Annotated in this window: 25 protein-coding genes; 12 read left to right on the forward strand and 13 right to left on the reverse strand. The window is 72.4% G+C overall.

The window, feature by feature from the left end; all coding sequences use genetic code 11:
• The first annotated feature begins 61 nt into the window (after positions 1-61).
• The 5 genes from EJG53_RS37345 (at position 62) to EJG53_RS37360 (ending at position 3584) form a co-directional block, all read left to right on the forward strand.
• Complete coding sequence (locus EJG53_RS37345; protein ID WP_125048583.1) at positions 62-457, forward strand: DUF2795 domain-containing protein; 396 nt, start codon at positions 62-64, stop codon at positions 455-457.
• Positions 458-598: 141 nt separating this feature from the next.
• A complete protein-coding gene (locus tag EJG53_RS37350; protein ID WP_125048584.1) occupies positions 599-1066 on the forward strand; it encodes a DUF5709 domain-containing protein in 468 nt (155 codons plus the stop codon).
• Between the two features lie 455 nt (positions 1067-1521).
• Positions 1522-2406, forward strand: coding sequence for an SDR family oxidoreductase (locus EJG53_RS37355; protein WP_125048585.1), 885 nt, complete (start codon positions 1522-1524; stop codon positions 2404-2406).
• 21 nt (positions 2407-2427) lie between these two features.
• Positions 2428-2547, forward strand: a complete 120-nt coding sequence (locus EJG53_RS43495; protein ID WP_275126499.1) for an LPFR motif small protein — start codon at positions 2428-2430, stop codon at positions 2545-2547.
• A complete protein-coding gene (locus EJG53_RS37360) occupies positions 2544-3584 on the forward strand; it encodes an SDR family oxidoreductase (protein WP_125048586.1) in 1041 nt (346 codons plus the stop codon). The genes EJG53_RS43495 and EJG53_RS37360 overlap by 4 nt, the downstream gene beginning before the upstream one ends.
• Positions 3585-3611: 27 nt before the next feature.
• Here EJG53_RS37360 and EJG53_RS37365 read toward each other — a convergent pair whose 3' ends face one another.
• Both EJG53_RS37365 and EJG53_RS37370 read right to left on the reverse strand, forming a co-directional pair.
• Positions 3612-4217: a flavodoxin family protein gene (locus EJG53_RS37365; protein WP_125048587.1), complete on the reverse strand. Its 606-nt coding sequence runs from the start codon at positions 4215-4217 to the stop codon at positions 3612-3614.
• Between the two features lie 132 nt (positions 4218-4349).
• Positions 4350-4841 (reverse strand): DUF6328 family protein, encoded by a 492-nt coding sequence (locus tag EJG53_RS37370; protein ID WP_125048588.1) that lies wholly within the window; start codon positions 4839-4841, stop codon positions 4350-4352.
• 138 nt (positions 4842-4979) lie between these two features.
• Here EJG53_RS37370 and EJG53_RS37375 point away from each other — a divergent pair, with 138 nt between their 5' ends.
• Positions 4980-5807 carry an acyltransferase gene (locus tag EJG53_RS37375; protein WP_244955499.1) on the forward strand — a complete coding sequence of 276 codons (828 nt, stop codon included), beginning with the start codon at positions 4980-4982 and terminating at the stop codon, positions 5805-5807.
• 31 nt (positions 5808-5838) lie between these two features.
• On the opposite strand, the gene EJG53_RS37380 is transcribed toward EJG53_RS37375, so the two are convergent.
• A complete protein-coding gene (locus EJG53_RS37380) occupies positions 5839-6624 on the reverse strand; it encodes a Mut7-C RNAse domain-containing protein (RefSeq protein ID WP_125048589.1) in 786 nt (261 codons plus the stop codon).
• 260 nt (positions 6625-6884) lie between these two features.
• Here EJG53_RS37380 and EJG53_RS37385 point away from each other — a divergent pair, with 260 nt between their 5' ends.
• Positions 6885-7832 (forward strand): DUF3048 domain-containing protein, encoded by a 948-nt coding sequence (locus EJG53_RS37385; RefSeq protein ID WP_244955500.1) that lies wholly within the window; start codon positions 6885-6887, stop codon positions 7830-7832.
• A gap of 52 nt (positions 7833-7884) precedes the next feature.
• Here the strand turns inward: EJG53_RS37385 and EJG53_RS37390 are convergent, their stop codons facing one another.
• Positions 7885-9102 (reverse strand): cytochrome P450, encoded by a 1218-nt coding sequence (locus EJG53_RS37390; RefSeq protein WP_125048590.1) that lies wholly within the window; start codon positions 9100-9102, stop codon positions 7885-7887.
• A gap of 133 nt (positions 9103-9235) precedes the next feature.
• On the reverse strand, positions 9236-9562 hold the full coding sequence (locus EJG53_RS37395) for an STAS domain-containing protein (protein WP_125048591.1): 327 nt from the start codon (positions 9560-9562) through the stop codon (positions 9236-9238).
• 101 nt (positions 9563-9663) lie between these two features.
• Between EJG53_RS37395 and EJG53_RS37400 the strand changes: the two genes are divergently transcribed.
• The 3 genes from EJG53_RS37400 (at position 9664) to EJG53_RS37410 (ending at position 12183) form a co-directional block, all read left to right on the forward strand.
• On the forward strand, positions 9664-10323 hold the full coding sequence (locus EJG53_RS37400) for a TetR/AcrR family transcriptional regulator (protein WP_244955501.1): 660 nt from the start codon (positions 9664-9666) through the stop codon (positions 10321-10323).
• A gap of 112 nt (positions 10324-10435) precedes the next feature.
• Complete coding sequence (locus EJG53_RS37405; protein WP_125048593.1) at positions 10436-11002, forward strand: YbaK/EbsC family protein; 567 nt, start codon at positions 10436-10438, stop codon at positions 11000-11002.
• A gap of 110 nt (positions 11003-11112) precedes the next feature.
• Complete coding sequence (locus EJG53_RS37410; protein WP_125048594.1) at positions 11113-12183, forward strand: helix-turn-helix domain-containing protein; 1071 nt, start codon at positions 11113-11115, stop codon at positions 12181-12183.
• On the opposite strand, the gene EJG53_RS37415 is transcribed toward EJG53_RS37410, so the two are convergent.
• From EJG53_RS37415 to EJG53_RS37425, 3 genes are read right to left on the reverse strand one after another with little or no spacing between them, the layout of a single operon-like run.
• The gene (locus EJG53_RS37415) at positions 12164-12664 is read right to left on the reverse strand and encodes a GNAT family N-acetyltransferase (RefSeq protein ID WP_125048595.1); all 501 of its coding nucleotides are present in this window, start codon (positions 12662-12664) and stop codon (positions 12164-12166) included. The genes EJG53_RS37410 and EJG53_RS37415 overlap by 20 nt on opposite strands.
• Positions 12665-12712: 48 nt before the next feature.
• Positions 12713-13843 (reverse strand): ACR3 family arsenite efflux transporter, encoded by a 1131-nt coding sequence (gene arsB / locus EJG53_RS37420; RefSeq protein ID WP_125048596.1) that lies wholly within the window; start codon positions 13841-13843, stop codon positions 12713-12715.
• Positions 13840-14238, reverse strand: a complete 399-nt coding sequence (locus EJG53_RS37425; protein ID WP_125048597.1) for an ArsR/SmtB family transcription factor — start codon at positions 14236-14238, stop codon at positions 13840-13842. Before EJG53_RS37425 ends, arsB begins: the two co-directional genes overlap by 4 nt.
• A 79-nt stretch (positions 14239-14317) precedes the next feature.
• Between EJG53_RS37425 and EJG53_RS37430 the strand changes: the two genes are divergently transcribed.
• Entirely contained in the window at positions 14318-14701 is a 384-nt protein-coding gene (locus EJG53_RS37430; protein ID WP_125048598.1) for an ArsI/CadI family heavy metal resistance metalloenzyme, read from the forward strand.
• A 42-nt stretch (positions 14702-14743) separates the two neighbouring features.
• On the opposite strand, the gene EJG53_RS37435 is transcribed toward EJG53_RS37430, so the two are convergent.
• Complete coding sequence (locus EJG53_RS37435) at positions 14744-15151, reverse strand: CoA-binding protein (protein ID WP_125048599.1); 408 nt, start codon at positions 15149-15151, stop codon at positions 14744-14746.
• 149 nt (positions 15152-15300) lie between these two features.
• Between EJG53_RS37435 and EJG53_RS37440 the strand changes: the two genes are divergently transcribed.
• A complete protein-coding gene (locus tag EJG53_RS37440; protein WP_125048600.1) occupies positions 15301-15921 on the forward strand; it encodes a YigZ family protein in 621 nt (206 codons plus the stop codon).
• 20 nt (positions 15922-15941) lie between these two features.
• Here EJG53_RS37440 and EJG53_RS37445 read toward each other — a convergent pair whose 3' ends face one another.
• The 4 genes from EJG53_RS37445 to EJG53_RS43500 are packed head-to-tail and all read right to left on the reverse strand — an operon-like array spanning position 15942 to position 19103.
• A complete protein-coding gene (locus tag EJG53_RS37445; protein WP_125048601.1) occupies positions 15942-17183 on the reverse strand; it encodes a serine hydrolase domain-containing protein in 1242 nt (413 codons plus the stop codon).
• The gene (locus tag EJG53_RS37450) at positions 17180-18124 is read right to left on the reverse strand and encodes a DUF6895 family protein (RefSeq protein ID WP_125048602.1); all 945 of its coding nucleotides are present in this window, start codon (positions 18122-18124) and stop codon (positions 17180-17182) included. Before EJG53_RS37450 ends, EJG53_RS37445 begins: the two co-directional genes overlap by 4 nt.
• Positions 18121-18978 (reverse strand): hypothetical protein, encoded by an 858-nt coding sequence (locus EJG53_RS37455; RefSeq protein WP_125048603.1) that lies wholly within the window; start codon positions 18976-18978, stop codon positions 18121-18123. The genes EJG53_RS37450 and EJG53_RS37455 overlap by 4 nt, the downstream gene beginning before the upstream one ends.
• Positions 18975-19103, reverse strand: coding sequence for a hypothetical protein (locus tag EJG53_RS43500; RefSeq protein WP_280526801.1), 129 nt, complete (start codon positions 19101-19103; stop codon positions 18975-18977). Before EJG53_RS43500 ends, EJG53_RS37455 begins: the two co-directional genes overlap by 4 nt.
• Positions 19104-19116: the final 13 nt, after the last annotated feature.

Below are 19116 nucleotides of genomic sequence, written 5' to 3' on the forward strand. Positions count from 1 at the left end.
GGGGTGGAACGTGCGGGGCGGGAACGGAAAGAAATCGGTGAGTCCTGGAGGCAGAGAAGCAATGGATCACGGTACGAACAAGGCCGGCCCGGCCCGGGACGACATGATGAAGAAAGAGCTCCAGGGCGAATTGAAGGCCGACCGCGCACTGCGCGCCGAAGAGGACCACGAACTGGAACCCTCCGGCGAGGACCAGCCCGAGGTGAGCCGGACCGCCGGTGGCACCGCGCCGGGCAGCGTGCCGGACGGCATGACCCCGGAGGCCGTGGAAATCCGTACCGAAATGGCCCAGCATCTGCGCCGGAGTCTGTATCCGGCCGACCGCGACACCATCGTCAGCACGCTGCGGGAGAACAACGCCCCGGACCGGCTGGTCGCCCTGGCGCAGCGCCTTCCGGAGAACGAGCGGTACGAGAACGCACAGCGCATCGTGGAATCACTGGGACTCAGCAGGTAGCGGGTCACCGCGACCATAAGAGAACCCGAACAACCGTCACCGACGGTTACCGATGTCGCCGGAGAACGCCCGGCACGGCGGGCCGTGCCGAAAGGCCCGTCGCGGGCGGGAGACCGGCACCGCGCCGGAAAGAGAGCTGTCATGTCCGATGAAGCCATGGGCGACGAGGTGTATCAGCCGACCGCGTCCGACAACCAGGGAACGTCCGACGAACTCGACATGGAAGACGCTCTCGACGAGCCGGACTACGACGACATGCTGGACCAGGGATATTCGCCCCCCGAAAAGCCGCTGGCCGTGAATCAGAAGGGCACCACCGCGAACGAGCAGCGCGAGGGCGAGAGCCTCGACGAACGGCTCGCCAAGGAACTGCCGGACGTCCAGCCGCCGGACGGCGACGGCATCGGCGACCAGCAGGACGCCGAGGGCGAACCGGTGGACCGCCAGGTGGGCGACGAGCGCGCCGGCCGGATGACCGGCACCGACGAGGGCGACGCGCTGCGGCTGCGCAACGACGAGATCGGCCGTGACGTCGGGATCGACGGCGGGGCGGCGTCGGCGGAGGAGGCCGCGGTGCACATCGTCGACGATCCCGACCTGTCGCGCTGACGGCCTGACGCGTTGACGGTCCGGCGCGTCGACGGGCTGTGCCGCGCGGCTCGCCGCAGGTCAGGACACCTTGCGTGGCTCCGGTCGGCGCCTCTGCCGGACAGGGCCCGCGATGAGATCGGCACGCGTCATCGAGGACCGGCCCGGGAGGTCGGCCTCGGTGGCGCGTTCGTGCGGTTCGGCCTTGCTGAGCTGTGACAGGCCGGCGGTGAATGTCCGGCCGCTGTCCCCCCCCCCGCCCCGGAAACGGCGTCCGCCGGTACCGCGTTTCGCCGTCGCCTTTTCCCCTTCCCCTTCCCCTTCCCCTTCCCCTTCTCGTGTGGACCCCTTGAGACCTGGTGGAAACGCACGGGACCCGCTCCAGCACCCGGGCCGGAAAGGACAGAAAACGTCACGTGTTCGCCTCGGCAGGGCGGGTACCGGCGTAGACACATCAGAATGTGGAGGTATCGACAATGACCGGGAACGACCAGCGAAATCCCGTGGACGAGCACCCGAAGCCGGAATTCCCCCAGCAGGACCAGCCGCATCCCGGCGCGACGGACGACATGACCCCGCGGCCCGACCACGGCGAGACGTCGTACGAGGGCGCCGGACGGCTGCGGGACCGCCGGACGCTGATCACCGGCGGTGACTCGGGCATCGGACGTGCGGTCGCGCTCGCCTTCGCCCGGGAAGGGGCGGACGTCGCCTTCACGTATCTGGAGGAAGAGGAGAAGGAGGCGAAGGAAACCGTCCGGCTGGTCGAGGAAGCGGGCCAGCGGGCCCTCGCGGTGTCGTGCGACATCCGTACGGAGGAGCAGTGCCGCGCCCTGGTCGACCGGGTGGTGCGGGAATTCGGCCGTATCGACGTCCTGGTCAACAACGCGGCTTACCAGATGGCGCAGCCCGAGGGAATCGAGGGCATTTCCACCGAGCAGTTCGACCGGGTGCTGCGCACGAATGTCTACGGCATGTTCTGGCTTTCCAAGATGTCGCTGCCGCACATTCCCGAGGGCGGCAGCATCATCAACACGACGTCCGTGCAGGCGTATCAGCCGAGCCCGCAGTTGCTCGACTACGCGACCACCAAGGGCGCCATCGTCACCTTCACCCACGCGCTGGCCAGTGACCTCGCCGAGCGCGGCATCCGCGTCAACGCGGTGGCCCCGGGGCCGGTGTGGACCCCGCTGATCCCCGCGACGCTGCCGGACACCACCGAATTCGGCAAGCAGAGCCCGCTGGGACGGGCGGCGCAACCCGTGGAGATGGCGCCCGCCTATGTCTTCCTCGCGTCCCAGCAGGCCAGTTACATCACTTCGGAGATCGTCAACGCCACCGGCGGCACCCCGCTGCCGTAGCCGGCGACCAGGGAGGTCCCCATGCTCAGTGCCATCGCCGACGTGTTCCGCGCCATCGGGAGCACGCTCGCCTCCGTCGTCACCCTGCCCTTCCGCGCCCTCGCCCGCCTCTTCGGCGGTGCCTCGCGCGGTGCCCGGTGAGCCGCCGGCACCGGCCCGGACCGCGCACCGTCGTCATCACCGGCGCCAGCGCCGGGATCGGCCGCGCGACCGCCCGGCTCTTCGCCGCGCAGGGCGCGAACGTCGCGCTGCTCGCCCGCGGCCGTACCGGACTCGACGCCGCGGCCGCCGAGGTCGAGGAGCGGGGCGGCCGGGCGCTGGTGCTGCCCACCGACGTGGCCGACGCGGAGCAGGTGGAAGCGGCGGCCCAGGAGACGGAGGACGCCTTCGGGCCGATCGACGTCTGGGTCAACGACGCCTTCAGCACGGTGTTCGCGCCGTTCACGGAGGTCGACGCGGACGAGTACCGGCGCGCCACCGAGGTGACGTACCTGGGGTTCGTCAACGGCACCCGGGCCGCCCTGCGGCGGATGCTGCCGCGGGACGCGGGCGCGATCGTGCAGGTCGGCTCCGCCCTCGGCTTCCGCTCCGTACCCCTGCAGTCGGTGTACTGCGGCGCCAAGCACGCCATCAACGGCTTCACGTCCAGCGTCCGCACCGAACTGCTGCACCAGGGCAGCCGGGTGGCGGTCACCGTCGTCCAGATGCCGGCCGTCAACACGCCGCAGTTCGACTGGGTGCTGTCCCGGCTGCCGAAGACCCCCCGGCCGGTCGCCCCGGTCTACCAGCCGGAGGTCGCCGCTCGGGCCGTGCTGCACGCGGCGGACCATCCACGGCGCAAGCAGTATTACGTCGGCCTCTCCACGGTGGCGACCATCCTGGGCAACCGGGTCGCGCCCGCGCTCCTGGACCGCTATCTCGCCCGTACGGGGTACGCCTCGCAGCAGACGGACCAGCGGGCGGAAGCACACCGGCCGGAGAACCTGTGGCAGCCGGCGGACGGCCCGGACGGCGTAGATCACGGCGCGCACGGGGTCTTCGACGACAGCTCCCACCCGCACTCGCCCCAGGCGGCCCTCGCGCGTCACCCCGTACTCGTGGCGGCCGCCTCGGCCGCGGCGGGAGCGGCGGTGGGCGCCGTACTGGGGTCCGTACGCCGCGGCAGGCGCGGCAGATAAGGCACAGGCGGGGCGCCGGCCGGCCCCTCAGGACGACGGCGGGTAGGAGTACTGGCGCAGCAGCCGCACCAGGTGTACGGCGTTCACGGCGAGCGTGCGCGTCGTGGCGGCCACGTTCTTCGGCCGCTCGTCCAGGTCCTGGTAGTCCGTGCCGTGCTGCGCCTCGCCGACCCAGTACGTGACGGCGTTGGGCGCGAGGGAGACGCCGAGGTCGTTGAGGCCCTGGAAGAGGTCGGCGCTCACCTTGTGCGCGCCGTCCTCGTTGCCGACGACGGCCACGGCGCCGACCTTGCCGTACATCAGTTGCCGTCCCTGCTCGTCCGTCTCGGAGATGTCGGCGTTCATCCGCTCCAGCACCCGCTGGCACAGGCTGGACGGGTGGCCGAGCCAGATCGGGGTGGCCAGCAGCACGATGTCGGCCGCCAGCAGCTTCTCGCGCAGGCCCGGCCAGGCGTCGCCGTCGCCCATGTCGGTGGCGACGCCGGGGCGGATGTCGTGGTCGGCGACGCGTACCGACTCGCACTGCACCCCGAGGTCGTCCAGTTCGGCCAGCACCTGGTCCGCCAGCAACTGGCTGCTGGAGGCGGTGGGGGAGGGGTTCAGGGTGCAGACGAACGCCAGGGCGCGGATCATGGCAGCTCCTCGGGGATCGACAGGGTGTGAGCACACCGTGGTGCTCGGGTCACCTGTGGTGTGGACCGTACCCCGGGTGCCCGCGCCCCGCCGCTCGACACGGAGCGGACGTACGGCGCGGCAAGGCGGCGTTCACCTGCCGCGCGCGTACCGGCGTCGTGCCCAGGCGGGCAGCGCGAACCAGCACAGCAGGAACCACGCGACCAGCGCCGAGACGATCCACGGGACGGCGCTGTCGTGCAGCGCGACGCGCAGGATGAGCAGGAACGCCGAGATGACCGTGGCGAGCAGCAGCACGATGCCGACGATGGTCAGCCGGGACGCCCAGACGACCGTCTGCGCCTTCAGGTGCAGTCCGGTGACGAGCCGGTGGAAGGCGACCGGCCCGATGAGGGCGCCGTTGGCGGCCGCGCCCAGGCACAGCGTCACCACGTAGATCGCCCGGTCGACCGGTTCGAGGGAGGCGAAGCGGGGGGTGAAGACGACGGTGAGCAGGAAGCCGAAGAGGATCTGTACGCCGGTCTGGGCGACCCGGACCTCTTGCAGCAGTTCGTTCCACCGCCGGTCGGCCCGTTCCTCGGCGGACTCGCGACGACCGTCGACGGCCTGCTCGGCGGGTTCCATGTCCCAACGATAGGCGGGCCGCCGGGCGCTGTCCCGTCGGTGCCCGGGCGTCGGCGGGACCGAGCCCGGCAGCCGGTGGGGTGAAGATCACAGGGGGTGGCGGGGCGGTCGGCACACCGGCCTGAGTACGGTGAGCGGGTGCCGAAGAAGAACGTGTTCTCATCCGTGGCGGCGTGGCGCCGCCGTACGGTGTCCCGCGCGGTGCACCGCGGAGCGCGCTGGGTACGGGAGGCGGGCGCCGTCACCGCCGAACGCCCGGGACCGTACCGGTTCCGCCGGCTGGGGGCGGGCACCCGGCTGGCCTTCCCGCAGGGCACCGTCTTCGGCGACCCGTGGATCGAGATCGGTGCGTACTGCATCATCGCCCAGGACGTGACGCTGACCGCCGGGATGATGCCCGACCTCGACCTCGGCGCCGACCCGATCCTCACCCTCGGCAACGGCGTCGTCCTGGGCCGCGGCAGCCATGTGATCGCCGACGTCCGGCTGACCATCGGTGACGACTGCTTCTTCGGCCCCGGCGTGTACGTCACGACCACCAACCACAGCTACGACGACCCCGAACTGCCGGTCGGCAAGCAGTGGCCGCGCAGCGAGCCGGTCTCGATCGGGCCGGGCAGTTGGGTGGGGACCGGGGCGGTGATACTGCCGGGCGCCCGGCTGGGCCGCAACGTGGTGGTCGCGGCCGGAGCGGTCGTACGGGGCGAGGTGCCCGACCACGCGGTGGTGGCCGGCGCGCCCGCCAAGGTGGTCCGCTCCTGGGACCCGGAGGCGGGGTGGCAGCCGCCGCTGCGCACTCCGGCGCCGGTGCCGGTGCCCGAGGGGGTGACGTCCAGGGAGCTGATGGCCCTGGCCGCGCTGGAGGCCGGGGCGGACGGTGCGCTGCCCGGGGAGCCGGAGCACGGCACGGCGGCGGTAGCCGGGCGCGGCATGGTGGTGCCGGGGGCGGCCGCCGACGCTTCCTGAGGGACGCGGGGGCGGTTCGCGCCCCTCTGCCTCACCCCTGCGCGGCAGAGCCGTCCCGGGGTACGACGGTACCGGTACCCGTCTTGGCCGCAGCGCCGCCGAACTCGCGCACCGCCGCGTCGACGACGGCCTCCAGGCGCGCGTGGTGCGCGCCGTGCCAGTACACCCGGTCGCAGACGGTGCACTGGGCGAACACGTCGTACGTACGCCGCGTACCGCCCTCCAGCCGCTCCTCGACGGTGCCCTTCTCGGCCTCCTTCAGCAGACCGTTGCAAGCGGTGCACCGGGTCCACGGCGCGAGCTCCGGCGCGAACCGGCCGAGCACGTCGCGCAGTTGTTCGTCGGGGCGGTCGCTGTAGACGTACGCCCCCGCCCAGTTCTCGCGCCGCCGCAGCAGACCGCGGTCCCGGGACAGCAGCACCCGCCGCTCGGCGGCCGACCGCGCGGCCAGGGCCGGGTCGCCGATGTCCTCGCTCTCGTACGCCGCGTCCACACCCAGCAGCCGCAGCCGCCGCGCGAGGGTGCCCAGATGCACGTCGAGCAGGAACCGCAGCGGCGCGCCCGGCACCTCCTGCGGCCGTCCGACCGCGCACACCTCGACCGACTCGCCGTCCCGCGGGACGTGCGACACCGGCACCTCCCGCCCGTCCACCAGCAGGCGGCCCACCTCGGTGAGCGGAACACCGAGCGATTCCACGACGTGTCCGAGGGCGGAGGTCCCGTCGGTGCGCAGGGCGGTACGGCCCTGGCGCCGGTCGGCGGGGACGAAGAGCCGCAGCTCAGGGGCGACAGTGCAGTGGATTTCTGGTCGGTTCACGCCGTCAGGATGCCATCGCGCCACGCAGCGGTGCGTACCGGGCCACCCGGGACCCCGCCGCCCCCTGCGGGGCCACTTGCGCCCTCTCGCCATGCGGCCGTTCCTGTGGTGTCCTCGACGGGCGGGGTGGCACTGACGGGAGGACGGCGGTGCGAGCGAGAAAACGTACGGTGCCGACGGGAGGACGTACGGCGCCGTCGGGAAGACGTACGGCCCTGACGGGCCGACGCACGGCGCTGACGGGTAGACGTGCGGCGCCGGTGGGAGCGGCGCTGGCCTGCCTCCTGCTGGCTGGTGTGACGAGCGGCTGCCAGCAGAGCGGGGCGCCCGACGGGCATTCGCCGTTCACGGGGAAGGCCGCGCGGGCCGCCCCGGTGCTCGCCGTGAAGATCGACAACGTACGCGCCGCGCGCCCCCAGACGGGCCTCGACGCCGCCGACATCGTCTACGTGGAACGGGTCGAGTCGGGACTGTCGCGGCTGCTGGCCGTCTACTCCTCCCGGCTGCCGCAGGCCGTCGGCCCCGTACGCAGCGCTCGCGAGTCGGACCTGGAACTGCTGCGCCAGTTCGGCAGCCCCGCCTTCGCCTACTCCGGCACGCAGGCGAAGCTGGAGCCCGCCGTCGAGGCGGCCCCGCTGTACCCGCAGCCGCCGGGGAAGACCCCCGACGCGTACTTCCGTGGCCGCGACCGCGCGGCGCCGCACAACCTCTACCTGCGCCCCGAACGCGCCCTCAAGGCGGCTTCCGGCGCGAGCACCGCCCACGACATCGGCTTCCGCTTCGGCGCCGCGCCGTCGGGCGGACGCAACACGTCCTCGTACACCGCCCGTTACCCGGCCGCCCGCTTCACCTTCGACTGGTCGGCGGAGCGGCGCGGCTGGCTGGTGTCCATGGACGGCGCACCGGCCAAGACCGCTTCCGGGCAGCGCCTCGTGGCCCCCACGGTCGTCGTCCAGGGCGTACGCATCCGTCCCTCGCGCTACCACGACCGCTGGGGCGCCTACTCCCCGTACACCGAGACCACCGGTTCCGGGCCCGCGCGGGTGCTGCGGGACGGCAAGGCGTACGAGGCCCACTGGACGCGGCCATCCCCCGACGGCGGCACGGACTTCACCACGGCGTCGGCCGGCACACCGCTCAACTTCGCGGCGGGCCAGGTGTGGGTGGTGTACGTACCGGAGGAGGCGGTGGGCGGCGGATCCGGGTAGACCTCGACGGCGGCGCCCCGGGGGCGAGGCCGGCGCGCGCCCACGCGTCCGGTCACACCTCGACCAGCAGGCCGCGCAGCCCCCGGATCACGAAGTTCGGCTTGCGTTCCGGGACGGCGGCCAGCCGTAGCGACGGAGCCCTGCGCAGCAACGCCGCGAGCGAGGCGGTCAGTTCGAGGCGGGCCAGGGGAGCGCCGATGCAGTAGTGGATACCGGCGCTGAAGGAGATGTGCGGGTTGTCCTTACGGGTGAGGTCCAGCTCGTCCGGCCGGTCGAAGACCGCCGGATCGCGGTTGGCCGACCCGAAGAGCAGCGCCACCTCGCTGCCGCGCGGGACGACCGTGCCGTCGATCTCGATGTCGTCCAGCACCCAGCGCTCGAAGAGCTGAAGCGGCGTGTCGTAGCGCAGCAGTTCCTCCACGGCCGTGGGCAGCAGCCCGGCCGGGTCCGCGCGCAGCGCCGCCAGTTGCGCCGGGTGGCGGAAGAGCGCGTACCAGCCGTTGACCGTGGCGTTGACGCTCGCCTCGTGACCGGCGTTCAGCAGCAGGGCGCAGGTGGAGACCATCTCCTGCTCGCTGAGCGACTGGCCCTCGTCGTACGCGGCGATCAGCCCGGAGACCAGGTCGTCCCCCGGCACCGCCCGCCGCGCGGCGATCAACTCCCGCAGATAGCCGGAGAACTCACGGGACGCGTCGACCGCCCGCCGTGCCGTACCGGCGGACGGGTTCAGCTCGTACATGCCGCAGATCGCGGCCGACCACGGCCGCAGCAGATGCCGGTCCGCTTCCGGAACCCCGAGCATCTCGGCGATGACCGCGACCGGCAGCGGCTCCGCGATCCGCGCCGCGAGATCCCCGCCGCCGTCCGCGACCAGGTCCCGGACCAGCCGGTCCGCCAGATCCTCGACGTACGGCCGCAGCCGCTCGACCGTACGGGGCGTGAACGCCTTCGCGACCAGGCGGCGGATACGGGTGTGGGCGGGCGCCTCCAGGTCGAGCATCCCGTTGTCGTTCAGGACATGGAACGGCTCGTGCTCCGGCGGCGGCGCGGCGCGCCCGAACTCCTCGTGGGTGAAACGGTGCCGGTAGGTACGGCCCAGCCGACGGTCGCGGAGCAGGGCCGAGACGTCCGCATGGTGCGGGACGAGCCACTGGTCGGAGGGCTCGAAGTGCCGCACCCGGCCACGGGCACGCAGTTCGGCGTAGGCGGGGTACGGGTCGGCGACGAAATCCGGCGACCAGGGATCGAAGACTGCCTGGGCTCCTGCCATGCGCGGACGCTAACCGCCGGAGCCCGCTGTGGCCACCCCGGCGCCGTACGGAGCCGGCTGCCGGGCGTGGAAGTCCACCCGGCGGGCAGGCCGATGGCGGGAACGTCGGGGACCGGGGTCCAGGAGTGGTGGGTCAGCGGTGGCGGGCGGCTTCGCGCAGCCTGCTCGGCTGGCTGCCCCAGTTACGGGTGCGGGCCAGGATGCGGCGCCGGTGGCCGAAGGCGTGCAGGCGCTCCACGAAGTGCAGACCCGCCGAGTCCATGAAGGTGACCTCCGCGATGTCCAGGGTGACACTGCTGGTCATGGACGGCAGACCGGCCAGAGCCTGGTCGAGAAGGCGTACGGAAACGCAGTCGATCTCTCCTCTCGGGCTGAGGACGGCCCGGTCGCCGTGCAGCCGGGTGCGGACCGTCAAGATGTTCAGGAAGTCCGGGCCAGACAGTTCTGTCTCAGGGGCCATGCCCTTACCGTGTCAGGGTCGGACGAGCCTGTCCACAATCATCACCACGTTGTCAGGGGGACACGATGGCTCCAGGGGACGCGACGGCCGTGGGAACGGCGGTGCCAGTCCGTCCGCCCGCCCAGGCGCGCGAGCGCATCCTGGAGACGGCCTACGAGCTGTTCTCCCGGCGCGGAATCCGCGCGGTCGGCGTCGACGAGGTGATCGCCCGCTCCCGTGTGGCCAAGGCCACGCTCTACCGCAACTTCCCCTCCAAGGACACCCTGGTCCTGGCGTTCCTCGAACGCCGCGAGGAGCGCTGGACCCGCGGCTACGTGGAGGCCGGGGCACGGCGGCTGGGCGCGGACCCGGAGGAGCGGCTCCTGGCCGTCTTCGACGTGTTCGACGAGTGGTTCCGCCGGCCCGACTTCGACGCCTGTACGTTCGTGAACGTCCTGCTGGAGATGGGCTGGGAGCACCCGCTGGGCAAGGCGAGCATCGCCCACCTGGAGAACATCCGCGCCATCCTGCGGTCCCTGGCCGAGGAGGCCGGACTCCGGGACACCGAGAACTTCGCCCGGTCCTGGCACATCCTCATGAAGGGGTCGATCATCTCGGCGGCCGAGGGCGACAAGGAGGCCGCCCGGCGGGCTCAGGAAATGGCTCGTATGCTCATCGAACGGCATCGTCCGGTTGAACAGCCTCGTCCGGCTGACGGTGAGGATGTCCCGGTTGCGGGTGATGGCGGCCCGGCTGCCTGTGACGACGGCCCGACCGTCTGAGGCGGCGACCCGGCTGCCCGTGACGACGGCGGGCCCGTGCATCCCGGTCCGCCCCCGACCGCCCGCTGAGACGGCACGCCGTACGGTCCGGCCGGGCTGTTAGCTTGGCGCCATGCCCGAGCCCATGGACGCCTTCGACGACGTACGCCCCGCCCTCGACTGCCTGGACCTGCTGCCCGGCCCGGTCGCCGCCGCGATCCGCGACTGGCGGGGGACCGTGCCCGTCGAACAGTTCCACTACGTGGACACCGACCCCGCGATCGCCGACACCGCCGTCCTGGTCGGGCAGCACGGCTCCTGGCTCCTGGAGCAGTCGGCGAACTGCGTCGTCGTGGCGGGCAAGCGCGGCGGTGCCGTCACGCTCGCCGCCTGCGTGGTCCTCTCGCACACCCGGGTCGACGTGAACGGAGCCGTACGGCGCGAGCTGGGCGCCCGCAAGGCGTCCTTCGCCCCCATGGACACCGCGGTCGGCGAGAGCGGCATGGAGTACGGCGGCATCACCCCGATCGGGCTCCCCGAGAGCTGGCCGCTGCTCCTGGACGCGGCCGTGGTGGACACCCCGTACACGCTGATCGGCAGCGGCAGCCGGCGCGGCAAGCTCATCGTGCCGGGCAAGGCCCTGGCCGAACTGCCCGGGGTGACCGTTCTCGACGGGCTGGGGACGGTGCCGGGGGAGTAGTAGGGCGGCTGCTCGCTGTCCGGCTCCTGCCCTGTCGCCGCCCGGAAGCGCGCAGTCTTGGCGGAATCTCCAATAGCCGTACGAGAGGCCGTACCCCGATCATTCGCGCCATGGACACCAGGGGGAACACGGACCCGGCCGAGGCCCGTGACGTGGCCGAATTCCTCGCGATGCTGCGGGAGCTCAAGGAGCGCCGGGGGCTGACGTACCGGCAGCTCGAACAGCGCGCCGCCGAACAGGGCGAAGTACTGGCCCGCAGCACCCTCGCGGACGTCCTGAGCGGCAGACGCCTGCCCCGCCCGGAAGTCCTGTCCGTCTTCGTACGCGCCTGCGGCGAAAGCAGCGAACGGGCCTCGGCCTGGCTCGACGCCCGCGCGGACGTCGCTGCCAGGTCACGCACGGCGAAAACGGGACCGGCCCCGGCGGACGTGACGGAACCGGCGCCGCCCCAGGCCGCTGTGGCGCCCGAGGACGCCGCAGCCAGGCCCCGCAGCGCCCGCCGCGCGCCTCTCCTGATCGCATCGGGGGTCGTTCTCGTCCTGGCCACCGCCGCTGTCACCGCCTGGATGGCGACTTCCGGCGGTACGTCCTCCGGCAACCCGCCTTCCGGCAGCCCGCCCTCCGATGCGGCTCCGCAGTCCAGAGCCCCGTCACGGAACGCCGCGATTCCCGCAGGCTGGATACGGATCCGACCGGCCGGGGCGCCCACCCTGTGCGTGACCGACGGCCGCGTCCAGGACGGCCGTTACAGCTCATTGGTGGCGGTCCAGCGGCCGTGCGGGGGCGTCGCACCGCAGCGCACCGAACTCGAACCGGTGGGTACCGACACCTACCGCATCGCGTGGGTGCACCCCGAGCACGGAAAGGGCTGCCTGAAGGCCCTGTCGGGCGGCACGGCGGACGGCCTGCTCGAACCGTGGGAGTCCTGCGCCCAGGCCAGCAGTTTCCGAGTCGAACCCGACCGCGGCTCCGGCCCCCGCTCCGACTCCGGTCCCGGTTCCGGACCCTCCGGATCGACCCGGCAGGCGAACGGCGGGAAGCCCGCCCGCTACATCTTCCGCACCGACGGCGAGCAGTGTCTCGGTGTACGCGATGCCCGTACGACCACCGGGGCCGAGGTGACCCTGCAACGGTGCACCGGCCGCGAGAATCAGACCTTCCTCATCGACCCCGCCCCCTGACCCCGGGCCACCCGGAACGCACATCCAGGGACAACGGCGTGGAGTGCTCCGCGAACCCGAGGCTTCGGTACAGCCGTTCGGCGTCGGGTGTGGCGTGCAGGTCCACCCGCGAGACACCCCGCTCCGCGAAACACTCCAGCAGCGCCTCGGTCGTGGCCCTCGCGTAACCGCGCCCCTGGTACGCCGGATCGGTGCAGACGGTGAACACGAAGCCGAACAGTCCCGAAGGATGCCCCGGAGCCGGCAGCCGCTCCTCGACCCGCCCCACCGCACACGCCGCCAGCCCGGCGCCGTCATCGGCCTCCACGACGAACCCGACCAGACACGGCACCGCCTCCGAAAGCTGTCGCCGCGCACTCTCGACCGCGTTCCGCTCCCACACCCCGCCCTCGTCCCGTCCGTTCATGGCCCGGAACATCAACCGGCGCAGCCGGACGATCTCTTCGGCGTCCCCGGGACCCGCAGCACGTATCGCGATCATGCCCGGACGCTACCCGCATACGGCGCGCCGGCCTGAGCCGGGACCGCCTCAAGGGGCGGCCCGGGGAACGGTGGCGTCGGGTATGGAGTCAGTGGCGGGGAAGCGGCGGCGGGTGGCGAGGGCGACGTGGACCAGGCCGATCAGGACGGGGACTTCGATGAGGGGGCCGACGACACCGGCCAGGGCCTGGCCACTGGTGGCGCCGAAGGTGGCGATGGCGACCGCGATGGCCAGTTCGAAGTTGTTGCCCGCCGCGGTGAAGGCGAGGGTGGTGGCGCGCGGGTAGTCCAGTCCGACCGCCCGGCCCAGAACCATGGAACCAGCCCACATGACGGCGAAGTACACCAGCAGAGGCAGGGCGATGCGGGCGACGTCCAGGGGCTGGGAGGTGATGGCGTCGCCTTGGAGGGCGAAGAGCACCACGATGGTGAACAGCAGGCCGTACAGGGCGAACGGTCCGATCCGGGGGACCAGCTTCGTCTCGTACCAGGTGCGGCCCTTGGCCCGCTCGCCCAGGCGGCGGGTGAGGAACCCGGCGGCGAGCGGGATGCCCAGGAAGGTCAGCACGGAGCGGGCGATCTCCCACACCGACACGTCCAGCGAGGTCTGTTCCAGGCCGAGCCGGCCGGGCAGGACGGACAGGTAGAACCAGCCGAGCAGGCTGAACGCCAGGACCTGGAAGACGGAGTTGAGGGCGACCAGGACGGCGGCGGCCTCGCGGTCGCCGCAGGCCAGGTCGTTCCAGATGACGACCATGGCGATGCAGCGGGCCAGCCCGACGATGATCAGACCGGTGCGGTAGGCGGGCAGGTCCGGCAGGAAGAGCCAGGCCAGGGCGAACATCAGGGCCGGGCCGGCCAGCCAGTTCAGCACCAGGGACGGGACGAGCAGGCGGCGGTCGCGGGTGACCGCACCCAGGCGGTCGTAGCGGACCTTGGCCAGCACCGGGTACATCATCACCAGCAGCCCCAGCGCGATGGGCAGCGAGACTCCGGTGACGGTGACTTTCGCCAGGACGTCCCCCAGGCCGGGCACCAGGCGGCCCAGGCCGAGGCCGACGGCCATCGCGGCGAGGATCCACACCGCCAGCCAGCGGTCGGTGAACGGCAGCCGGGTCGCCACCGGCGCCGTGTCGGCGGCGGCGGAGGTGGTGGGGGAGGCGGGGGCTGGGGCGCTCATGCGTCGGCCCGGCAGGCGGAGGCGGGCAGCGGGGCGCCGGCGGGGCGGGTGAGGACGCCCGCGAGGCGGTCGGTCATCTCCGGTACGAGCCGGTAGTGGACCCAGGTGCCCCGGCGTTCGCAGTCGATCAGCCCGGCCTGCCGCAGCAGCTTCAGATGGTGGGAGATCGTCGGCTGGGACAGGTCGAAGGCCGGGGTCAGGTCGCAGACGCACACCTCGCCCCCGGCGCGGGAGGCGATCAGCGACAGCAGGCGCAGCCGCACCGGGTCTCCCAGTGCCTTGAACACCTTCGCCAGCTCCACCGCCTGCTCGTCGTCCAGCGGCGAGGTCAGCAGGTCCGGGCAGTAGACCGCGAGGCCGTCCTCGCCGAGAAGTCCGAGCTCTTGATTCGACATACTTCTATATTGACGAACTTCGATCCAGGGCGCAACCTTGTATCGACAGATATCGATTCAGGCTGTTGGAGGTTCCGTCATGTCGCGAGTCCAACTCGCCCTGCGCGTCCCCGACCTTGAGGCGTCCGTCGCCTTCTACACGAAGCTCTTCGGCACCGAACCGGCCAAGCGCCGCCCCGGCTACGCCAACTTCGCCATCGCCGAGCCGCCACTGAAGCTCGTACTGCTCGAAGGCCAGGACTCCACAGGGGCCGCCGGGACCCGGCTCGACCACCTCGGCGTCGAAGTCGAGAGCACCGACCAGGTCACCGCGGCCACCACGCGGCTCAAGGAAGCGGGCCTGGCCACCTTCGAGGAGAACGACACCACCTGCTGCTACGCCCTCCAGGACAAGGTCTGGGTGACCGGTCCGGGCAAGGAGCCCTGGGAGGTGTACGTGGTCAAGGCGGATGCCGGCTCGTGAAGGAGTAGGGAGAAGGGAGTAACGAGGTAAGGGGGTAGGGGCTCAGCCCAGCCTGGGTATCTCGATGGCCGGGCAGCGGTCCATCACCATGTCCAGTCCGGCGGACCTGACCTTCTCGTAGGCCGCTTCGTCGACCACGCCGAGCTGGAACCAGACCGCCTTGGCGCCGATTTCGACCGCTTCATCGGCGATACCGCCTGCGGCATCGCTGTTGACGAAGACGTCCACGACGTCGACGGGGAACGGTACGGCGGCCAGGCTCGGATAGCCCTGCTCGCCGTGGACCGCTTCGGCTTTCGGGTGGACCGGGACGATGCGCTTGCCGTACCGCTGGAGGACACCGGCGACGCCGTACGCGGCGCGGTTCCGGTTGGTGGACAGGCCCACGACGGCCCAGGTGTCGCCGGAGTCCCGAAGGATCCTGCGGATCGTCGCCGGATCGCCGTACACAACTGCCTCCCGTGGGTCGGACCGGGGCCCGTCGGATGCGACCGCGCGGCGGCGGCCGTCTGGTTTCGACAACGTGGGCGAGGGGGCGAAGATTCCCGGGGCGCGTACGGGGTGCGCCGGGCGCTTCCGGTGGCGCATAGGGTGGCCTGATGCAGGAGCAGTACCGGACTCTCGCGCGCGAGGGTGTTCACGAGATCGAGATCAACAAGTCCCGCTTCATCTGCGCGCTCGCCCCCGTCGCGACCGAGACCGAGGCCCAGGACTTCATCGCGCGTATCCGCAAGGAGCACCCCACGGCGCGGCACAACTGCTTCGCGTACGTCCTGGGGGCCGACGGCGGGGTGCAGAGGGCCAGCGACGACGGCGAACCGGGCGGGACCGCGGGGGTGCCGATGCTGCAGATGCTGGTGCGCCGCGAGGTCAGGTACGTCGTCGCCGTCGTCACCCGCTACTTCGGCGGCATCAAGCTCGGGGCGGGCGGTCTGATCCGCGCGTACGGGGGTGTCGTGGGGGAGGCCCTGGACGCTCTCGGTACGGTCACCCGGCAGCGCTTCCGTCTGGTCACGGTCACCGTCGACCACCAGCGCGCGGGGCGGGTGGAGAACGACCTGCGCACCACGGGCCGGGCGGTGCGCGAGGTGACGTACGGGTCCGACGTACGGATCGAGGTCGGGCTGCCGGAATCGGACCTGGACGCCTTTCGCGCCTGGCTGGCCGATGCGACCGCGGGCACGGCGGGTCTGGAGCTGGGCGGCGAGGCGTACGGGTAGGGGGCGGGGGCGTACCGGGGTCAGGTCGGGGTGCGGAGCAGATCTGACACGGTGTCGTACGCCTGCTGGACGAACGGGGAGCGGAGGCCCGGCGCGCAGTTGGCCAGGGCGACCAGCGCCGTGTCGTGCCGGGGGCTGAAGGCGACGAAGCTCGTGCAGCCGCGGGTGCCGCCCGAGTGGTGGTAGAGGCCGGAGCCGTCGGCCCGGAGGCGGATGTTCCAGATCAGAGCCAGCCGGGATGTGGTGCGGGGCAGGGCGAGACGGGGGCGGGTGACGTCCTTCAGGGCGGTACGCAGGGGTGCCGGGGGTGCGCCGGTGACGGCTGCGTGCCGCAGGCCGAAGTCGCTCGGGGCGCCCACGCCCGGGACGTCTGCACCCATGACGTCCGCGCCCGGGACGCCCATGCCCATGACGTCCGCGCCCATGACGTCCGCGCCCACGACGTCCGCGCCCATGACGTCCGCGTCCCCCGGGCGGATCAGCGCCTCGGCGACCGTCAGCAGGTCGCGGGCGCTGGAGCGGACGGCGCCGGCAGCGGGCAGGCCCGGGATGCCGAACGGCGGGCGGGAGCGGCCGTGCCCGTAGCCGGTGACCTGCGTGCCGTCGGGAGGCGGGTCGGCGGTGGCGCTGGTGTCGTGCAGGCCGAGGGGGCGCAGGACCCGGGCCGCGAGCAGGTCCTCGTACGGGAGCCCGCCGGCCGCCCCGCACAGGGCGTGCCCCAGGAGGCCGACACCGAAGTTGGAGTACCGCACGCGGGTGCCGGGCCGGGATCGCAACCGGGTACGGGCCAGGGCGCGCAGCACGTCCGCGCGCGTGAAGCTCGCGTAGGGGTTGGTCGGGAGACGGCGGATGTCGGAGCGCAGCAGCCCCGGAGGCAGGCGGGGCAGCCCCGAGGTATGGGTGGCCAGGTGGGTGAGGGTGATGTCCGTACCTCGTACGGGTACGCACGTCCCCGCGGGCAGATGACGGGCGACCGGATCATGATGGCCCACCTCGCCCCGGGCGGCCTGCTCGGCGAAGAGCAGCGCGGTGAACGTCTTGCTGAGTGAACCGATTTCGAAACGGGTGGACGGCTCCACCGGCACCCCGCCCTCGCGTGCGGTGCTGCCCCGGACGAGGAAGGACCGCTGCCCGCGCCGGTACAGGCCGACGGCGACGGCACTCGCGCCCGGGGCGGCCGACAGCAGCGCGTCCGCCGTCTCCCACGGCAGCCCTTCGGGCAGGCCGGGCGCCGTCGCGACCGGTGCCTCCGGCTGGATCATGGGCCGGCTGCGCCTGGTTGCCCTGCGCCGCCCAGCGCGCGGGTGAGGGCTACGGTGCCCGCGACGACGGCCACGACGGTGGGGTGCTGGTGGGCGTCGAAGAGTTCGGCCGGGTCGCCTTCGACGGGCTGGTCGTCGCGGGGGACCAGTCCGTCCTCGCGCTGGAGGCCGATCAGCCGCTGCCAGTCGTCGGTCTCCGTCCAGGGCTCCGGCAGACAGGCGCCGACGATCATCAGCTCGGCCATCAGGTCCCACTGACCGCACTCCGCCCAGATCTCGGTCCACACCGGGAGCCACCGGGTGAGGTACTCCGCGAGCTCGGCGGGGAGCCGGTCGGGGAGCCGGCCCCAGTCGGTGAGGTGGAAGGCGACGTGGGTGACGCCGTAGCCGGTCAGCCAGTCGATGTGCCAGGGTTCGGGCGTGGCGCCGAGCCAGGTCGCCCGGGTCAGCGTGGCCCAGTCGTAGGCGGCGGGGCCGTGGTCGAGGCCGATGACGCGCGCGGAGTTGGCGACCGCGAGCCGCCGGTTCGGTACGTGTTCCACGGCGTGCGTCGAACGCAGCGTGAACGTGTGGGCGGCCAGCCGCTCGAACTGCGGGTGGCGGTAACCGCCGCGGACGAAGTGGGCGTAGGTCTCCATCGGGTCCGTCTTGAGCGGGTGCCGCAGCAGCCGCTCGTACAGCAGCGCACCGTTGTCCACCTGCTGCCAGCAGAACTCCAGCAGCTCACGGGCCAGGGCGAGTTCCGCCGTTCCCGCGACACCGCTGCGCAGGACCAGGGAGGCGGCGAGCGCCGATTCGCCCAGGCCCTTGTAGGTGTCGGCGTCGTCGACGAGGTCCGCCCGGGGGCAGTCGGAGAGCTTGCCGTGCTCGCGGTTGGCGTGCAGCCAGGCCAGGGCACGGGAGCCGATGGTGTGCGCGGTCTGTGCCGTGGCCGGGCTCATATGTCCTCCAGGCCGAGCAGCCGGCGCGCGATGGCGGTGTCCAGTGCGAGGCGGTCGCCGCCGCCGAGCAGCCCGATGTTCTCGGTCAGGGGTGCTGGGTCCAGGGGCAGCCGCGTTCCGTCGGCGTGGAGCCAGGCCAGCCAGCGGGTGATCCGGGCGGCGGTGGGGTGGTCCCGTCGCAGGGTGGCGCGGGTGGCGCCGCGGGCCAGGCCCAGGGCTCCGGCGCGGGCGGCGTCGTGCACCGGTCCGTCCAGGCCCGGCAGGGCGAGGGAGGCCAGCTTTCCCATGCGTACGGACCAGGAGACCCAGCCCTCCTGCGCGGGGGTGCCGGGCACCGTGCCTTCCTGTACGGGGGTGCCGGGGCCGCCTGGGCGGTCGCCGTCGGCCGCGTCGGTGGTCGGCGGGAGGTTGCGGGGCGCGGCATCGTCGCACCGCGGAGGGCCCTGAGGGAGGGGCGCTGAGTGTACCGGCGAGTTGGCGGGGTCGAGGCGGGCCAGCACGGTGGCGAGGCCCCAGTCGATCCAGGCCATGACCCACGTTTCCTCGGTGCCCTCGGGCGGTGCCGGCGGTGGCGTCTCGTCGGGTGGCAGGGCACTGAGTGACAGGGCGATGGCGGCCGTGTCGCCCGCGGGAGGGACCTGACCGGTCAGTACGTACGGGGCGAGGACGTCCGCCCCCAGAATGCGGACGGCACCCAGCGCCACCCCCGGGTCGCCTCCGGTCTCCGCCGCCGCGGCCTCCACGTGGATCGCGGCCACGGCGGCGCCCCCGGTGCCCCGGAGGGCATCGAGGGCACGACGGGCCAACTGGTCGGCCGATTCGCTGTGGGCGGTCCGGGAACGCTCGGAGATCACCGGCGCTTCGTTTCCTTCGGCTCCTTGGGCGAGATCAGGAGGCCCAGGAGCAGGACTCCCCATGCGGCGCCGTGCGGCGCGGGGACCGGCGCGTCGCTCAGCGGGGCTTCTGGCTGGGTCGCCACCCACCCCAGTGCT

The organism is Streptomyces chrestomyceticus JCM 4735 (genome assembly GCF_003865135.1).
GTDB lineage: Bacteria > Actinomycetota > Actinomycetes > Streptomycetales > Streptomycetaceae > Streptomyces > Streptomyces chrestomyceticus.

Excerpts from the sequence above, each read along its gene's own strand:
- EJG53_RS37345 (WP_125048583.1), top strand. The coding sequence starts at position 62 with ATGGATCACGGTACGAACAAGGCCGGCCCGGCCCGGGACGACATGATG.
- EJG53_RS37350 (WP_125048584.1), top strand. The coding sequence starts at position 599 with ATGTCCGATGAAGCCATGGGCGACGAGGTGTATCAGCCGACCGCGTCC.
- EJG53_RS37355 (WP_125048585.1), top strand. The coding sequence starts at position 1,522 with ATGACCGGGAACGACCAGCGAAATCCCGTGGACGAGCACCCGAAGCCG.
- EJG53_RS43495 (WP_275126499.1), top strand. The coding sequence starts at position 2,428 with ATGCTCAGTGCCATCGCCGACGTGTTCCGCGCCATCGGGAGCACGCTC.
- EJG53_RS37365 (WP_125048587.1), bottom strand. The coding sequence starts at position 4,217 with ATGATCCGCGCCCTGGCGTTCGTCTGCACCCTGAACCCCTCCCCCACC.
- EJG53_RS37370 (WP_125048588.1), bottom strand. The coding sequence starts at position 4,841 with ATGGAACCCGCCGAGCAGGCCGTCGACGGTCGTCGCGAGTCCGCCGAG.
- EJG53_RS37390 (WP_125048590.1), bottom strand. The coding sequence starts at position 9,102 with ATGGCAGGAGCCCAGGCAGTCTTCGATCCCTGGTCGCCGGATTTCGTC.
- EJG53_RS37395 (WP_125048591.1), bottom strand. The coding sequence starts at position 9,562 with ATGGCCCCTGAGACAGAACTGTCTGGCCCGGACTTCCTGAACATCTTG.
- EJG53_RS37405 (WP_125048593.1), top strand. The coding sequence starts at position 10,436 with ATGCCCGAGCCCATGGACGCCTTCGACGACGTACGCCCCGCCCTCGAC.
- EJG53_RS37410 (WP_125048594.1), top strand. The coding sequence starts at position 11,113 with ATGGACACCAGGGGGAACACGGACCCGGCCGAGGCCCGTGACGTGGCC.
- EJG53_RS37415 (WP_125048595.1), bottom strand. The coding sequence starts at position 12,664 with ATGATCGCGATACGTGCTGCGGGTCCCGGGGACGCCGAAGAGATCGTC.
- arsB (WP_125048596.1), bottom strand. The coding sequence starts at position 13,843 with ATGAGCGCCCCAGCCCCCGCCTCCCCCACCACCTCCGCCGCCGCCGAC.
- EJG53_RS37425 (WP_125048597.1), bottom strand. The coding sequence starts at position 14,238 with ATGTCGAATCAAGAGCTCGGACTTCTCGGCGAGGACGGCCTCGCGGTC.
- EJG53_RS37430 (WP_125048598.1), top strand. The coding sequence starts at position 14,318 with ATGTCGCGAGTCCAACTCGCCCTGCGCGTCCCCGACCTTGAGGCGTCC.
- EJG53_RS37440 (WP_125048600.1), top strand. The coding sequence starts at position 15,301 with ATGCAGGAGCAGTACCGGACTCTCGCGCGCGAGGGTGTTCACGAGATC.
- EJG53_RS37445 (WP_125048601.1), bottom strand. The coding sequence starts at position 17,183 with ATGATCCAGCCGGAGGCACCGGTCGCGACGGCGCCCGGCCTGCCCGAA.
- EJG53_RS37450 (WP_125048602.1), bottom strand. The coding sequence starts at position 18,124 with ATGAGCCCGGCCACGGCACAGACCGCGCACACCATCGGCTCCCGTGCC.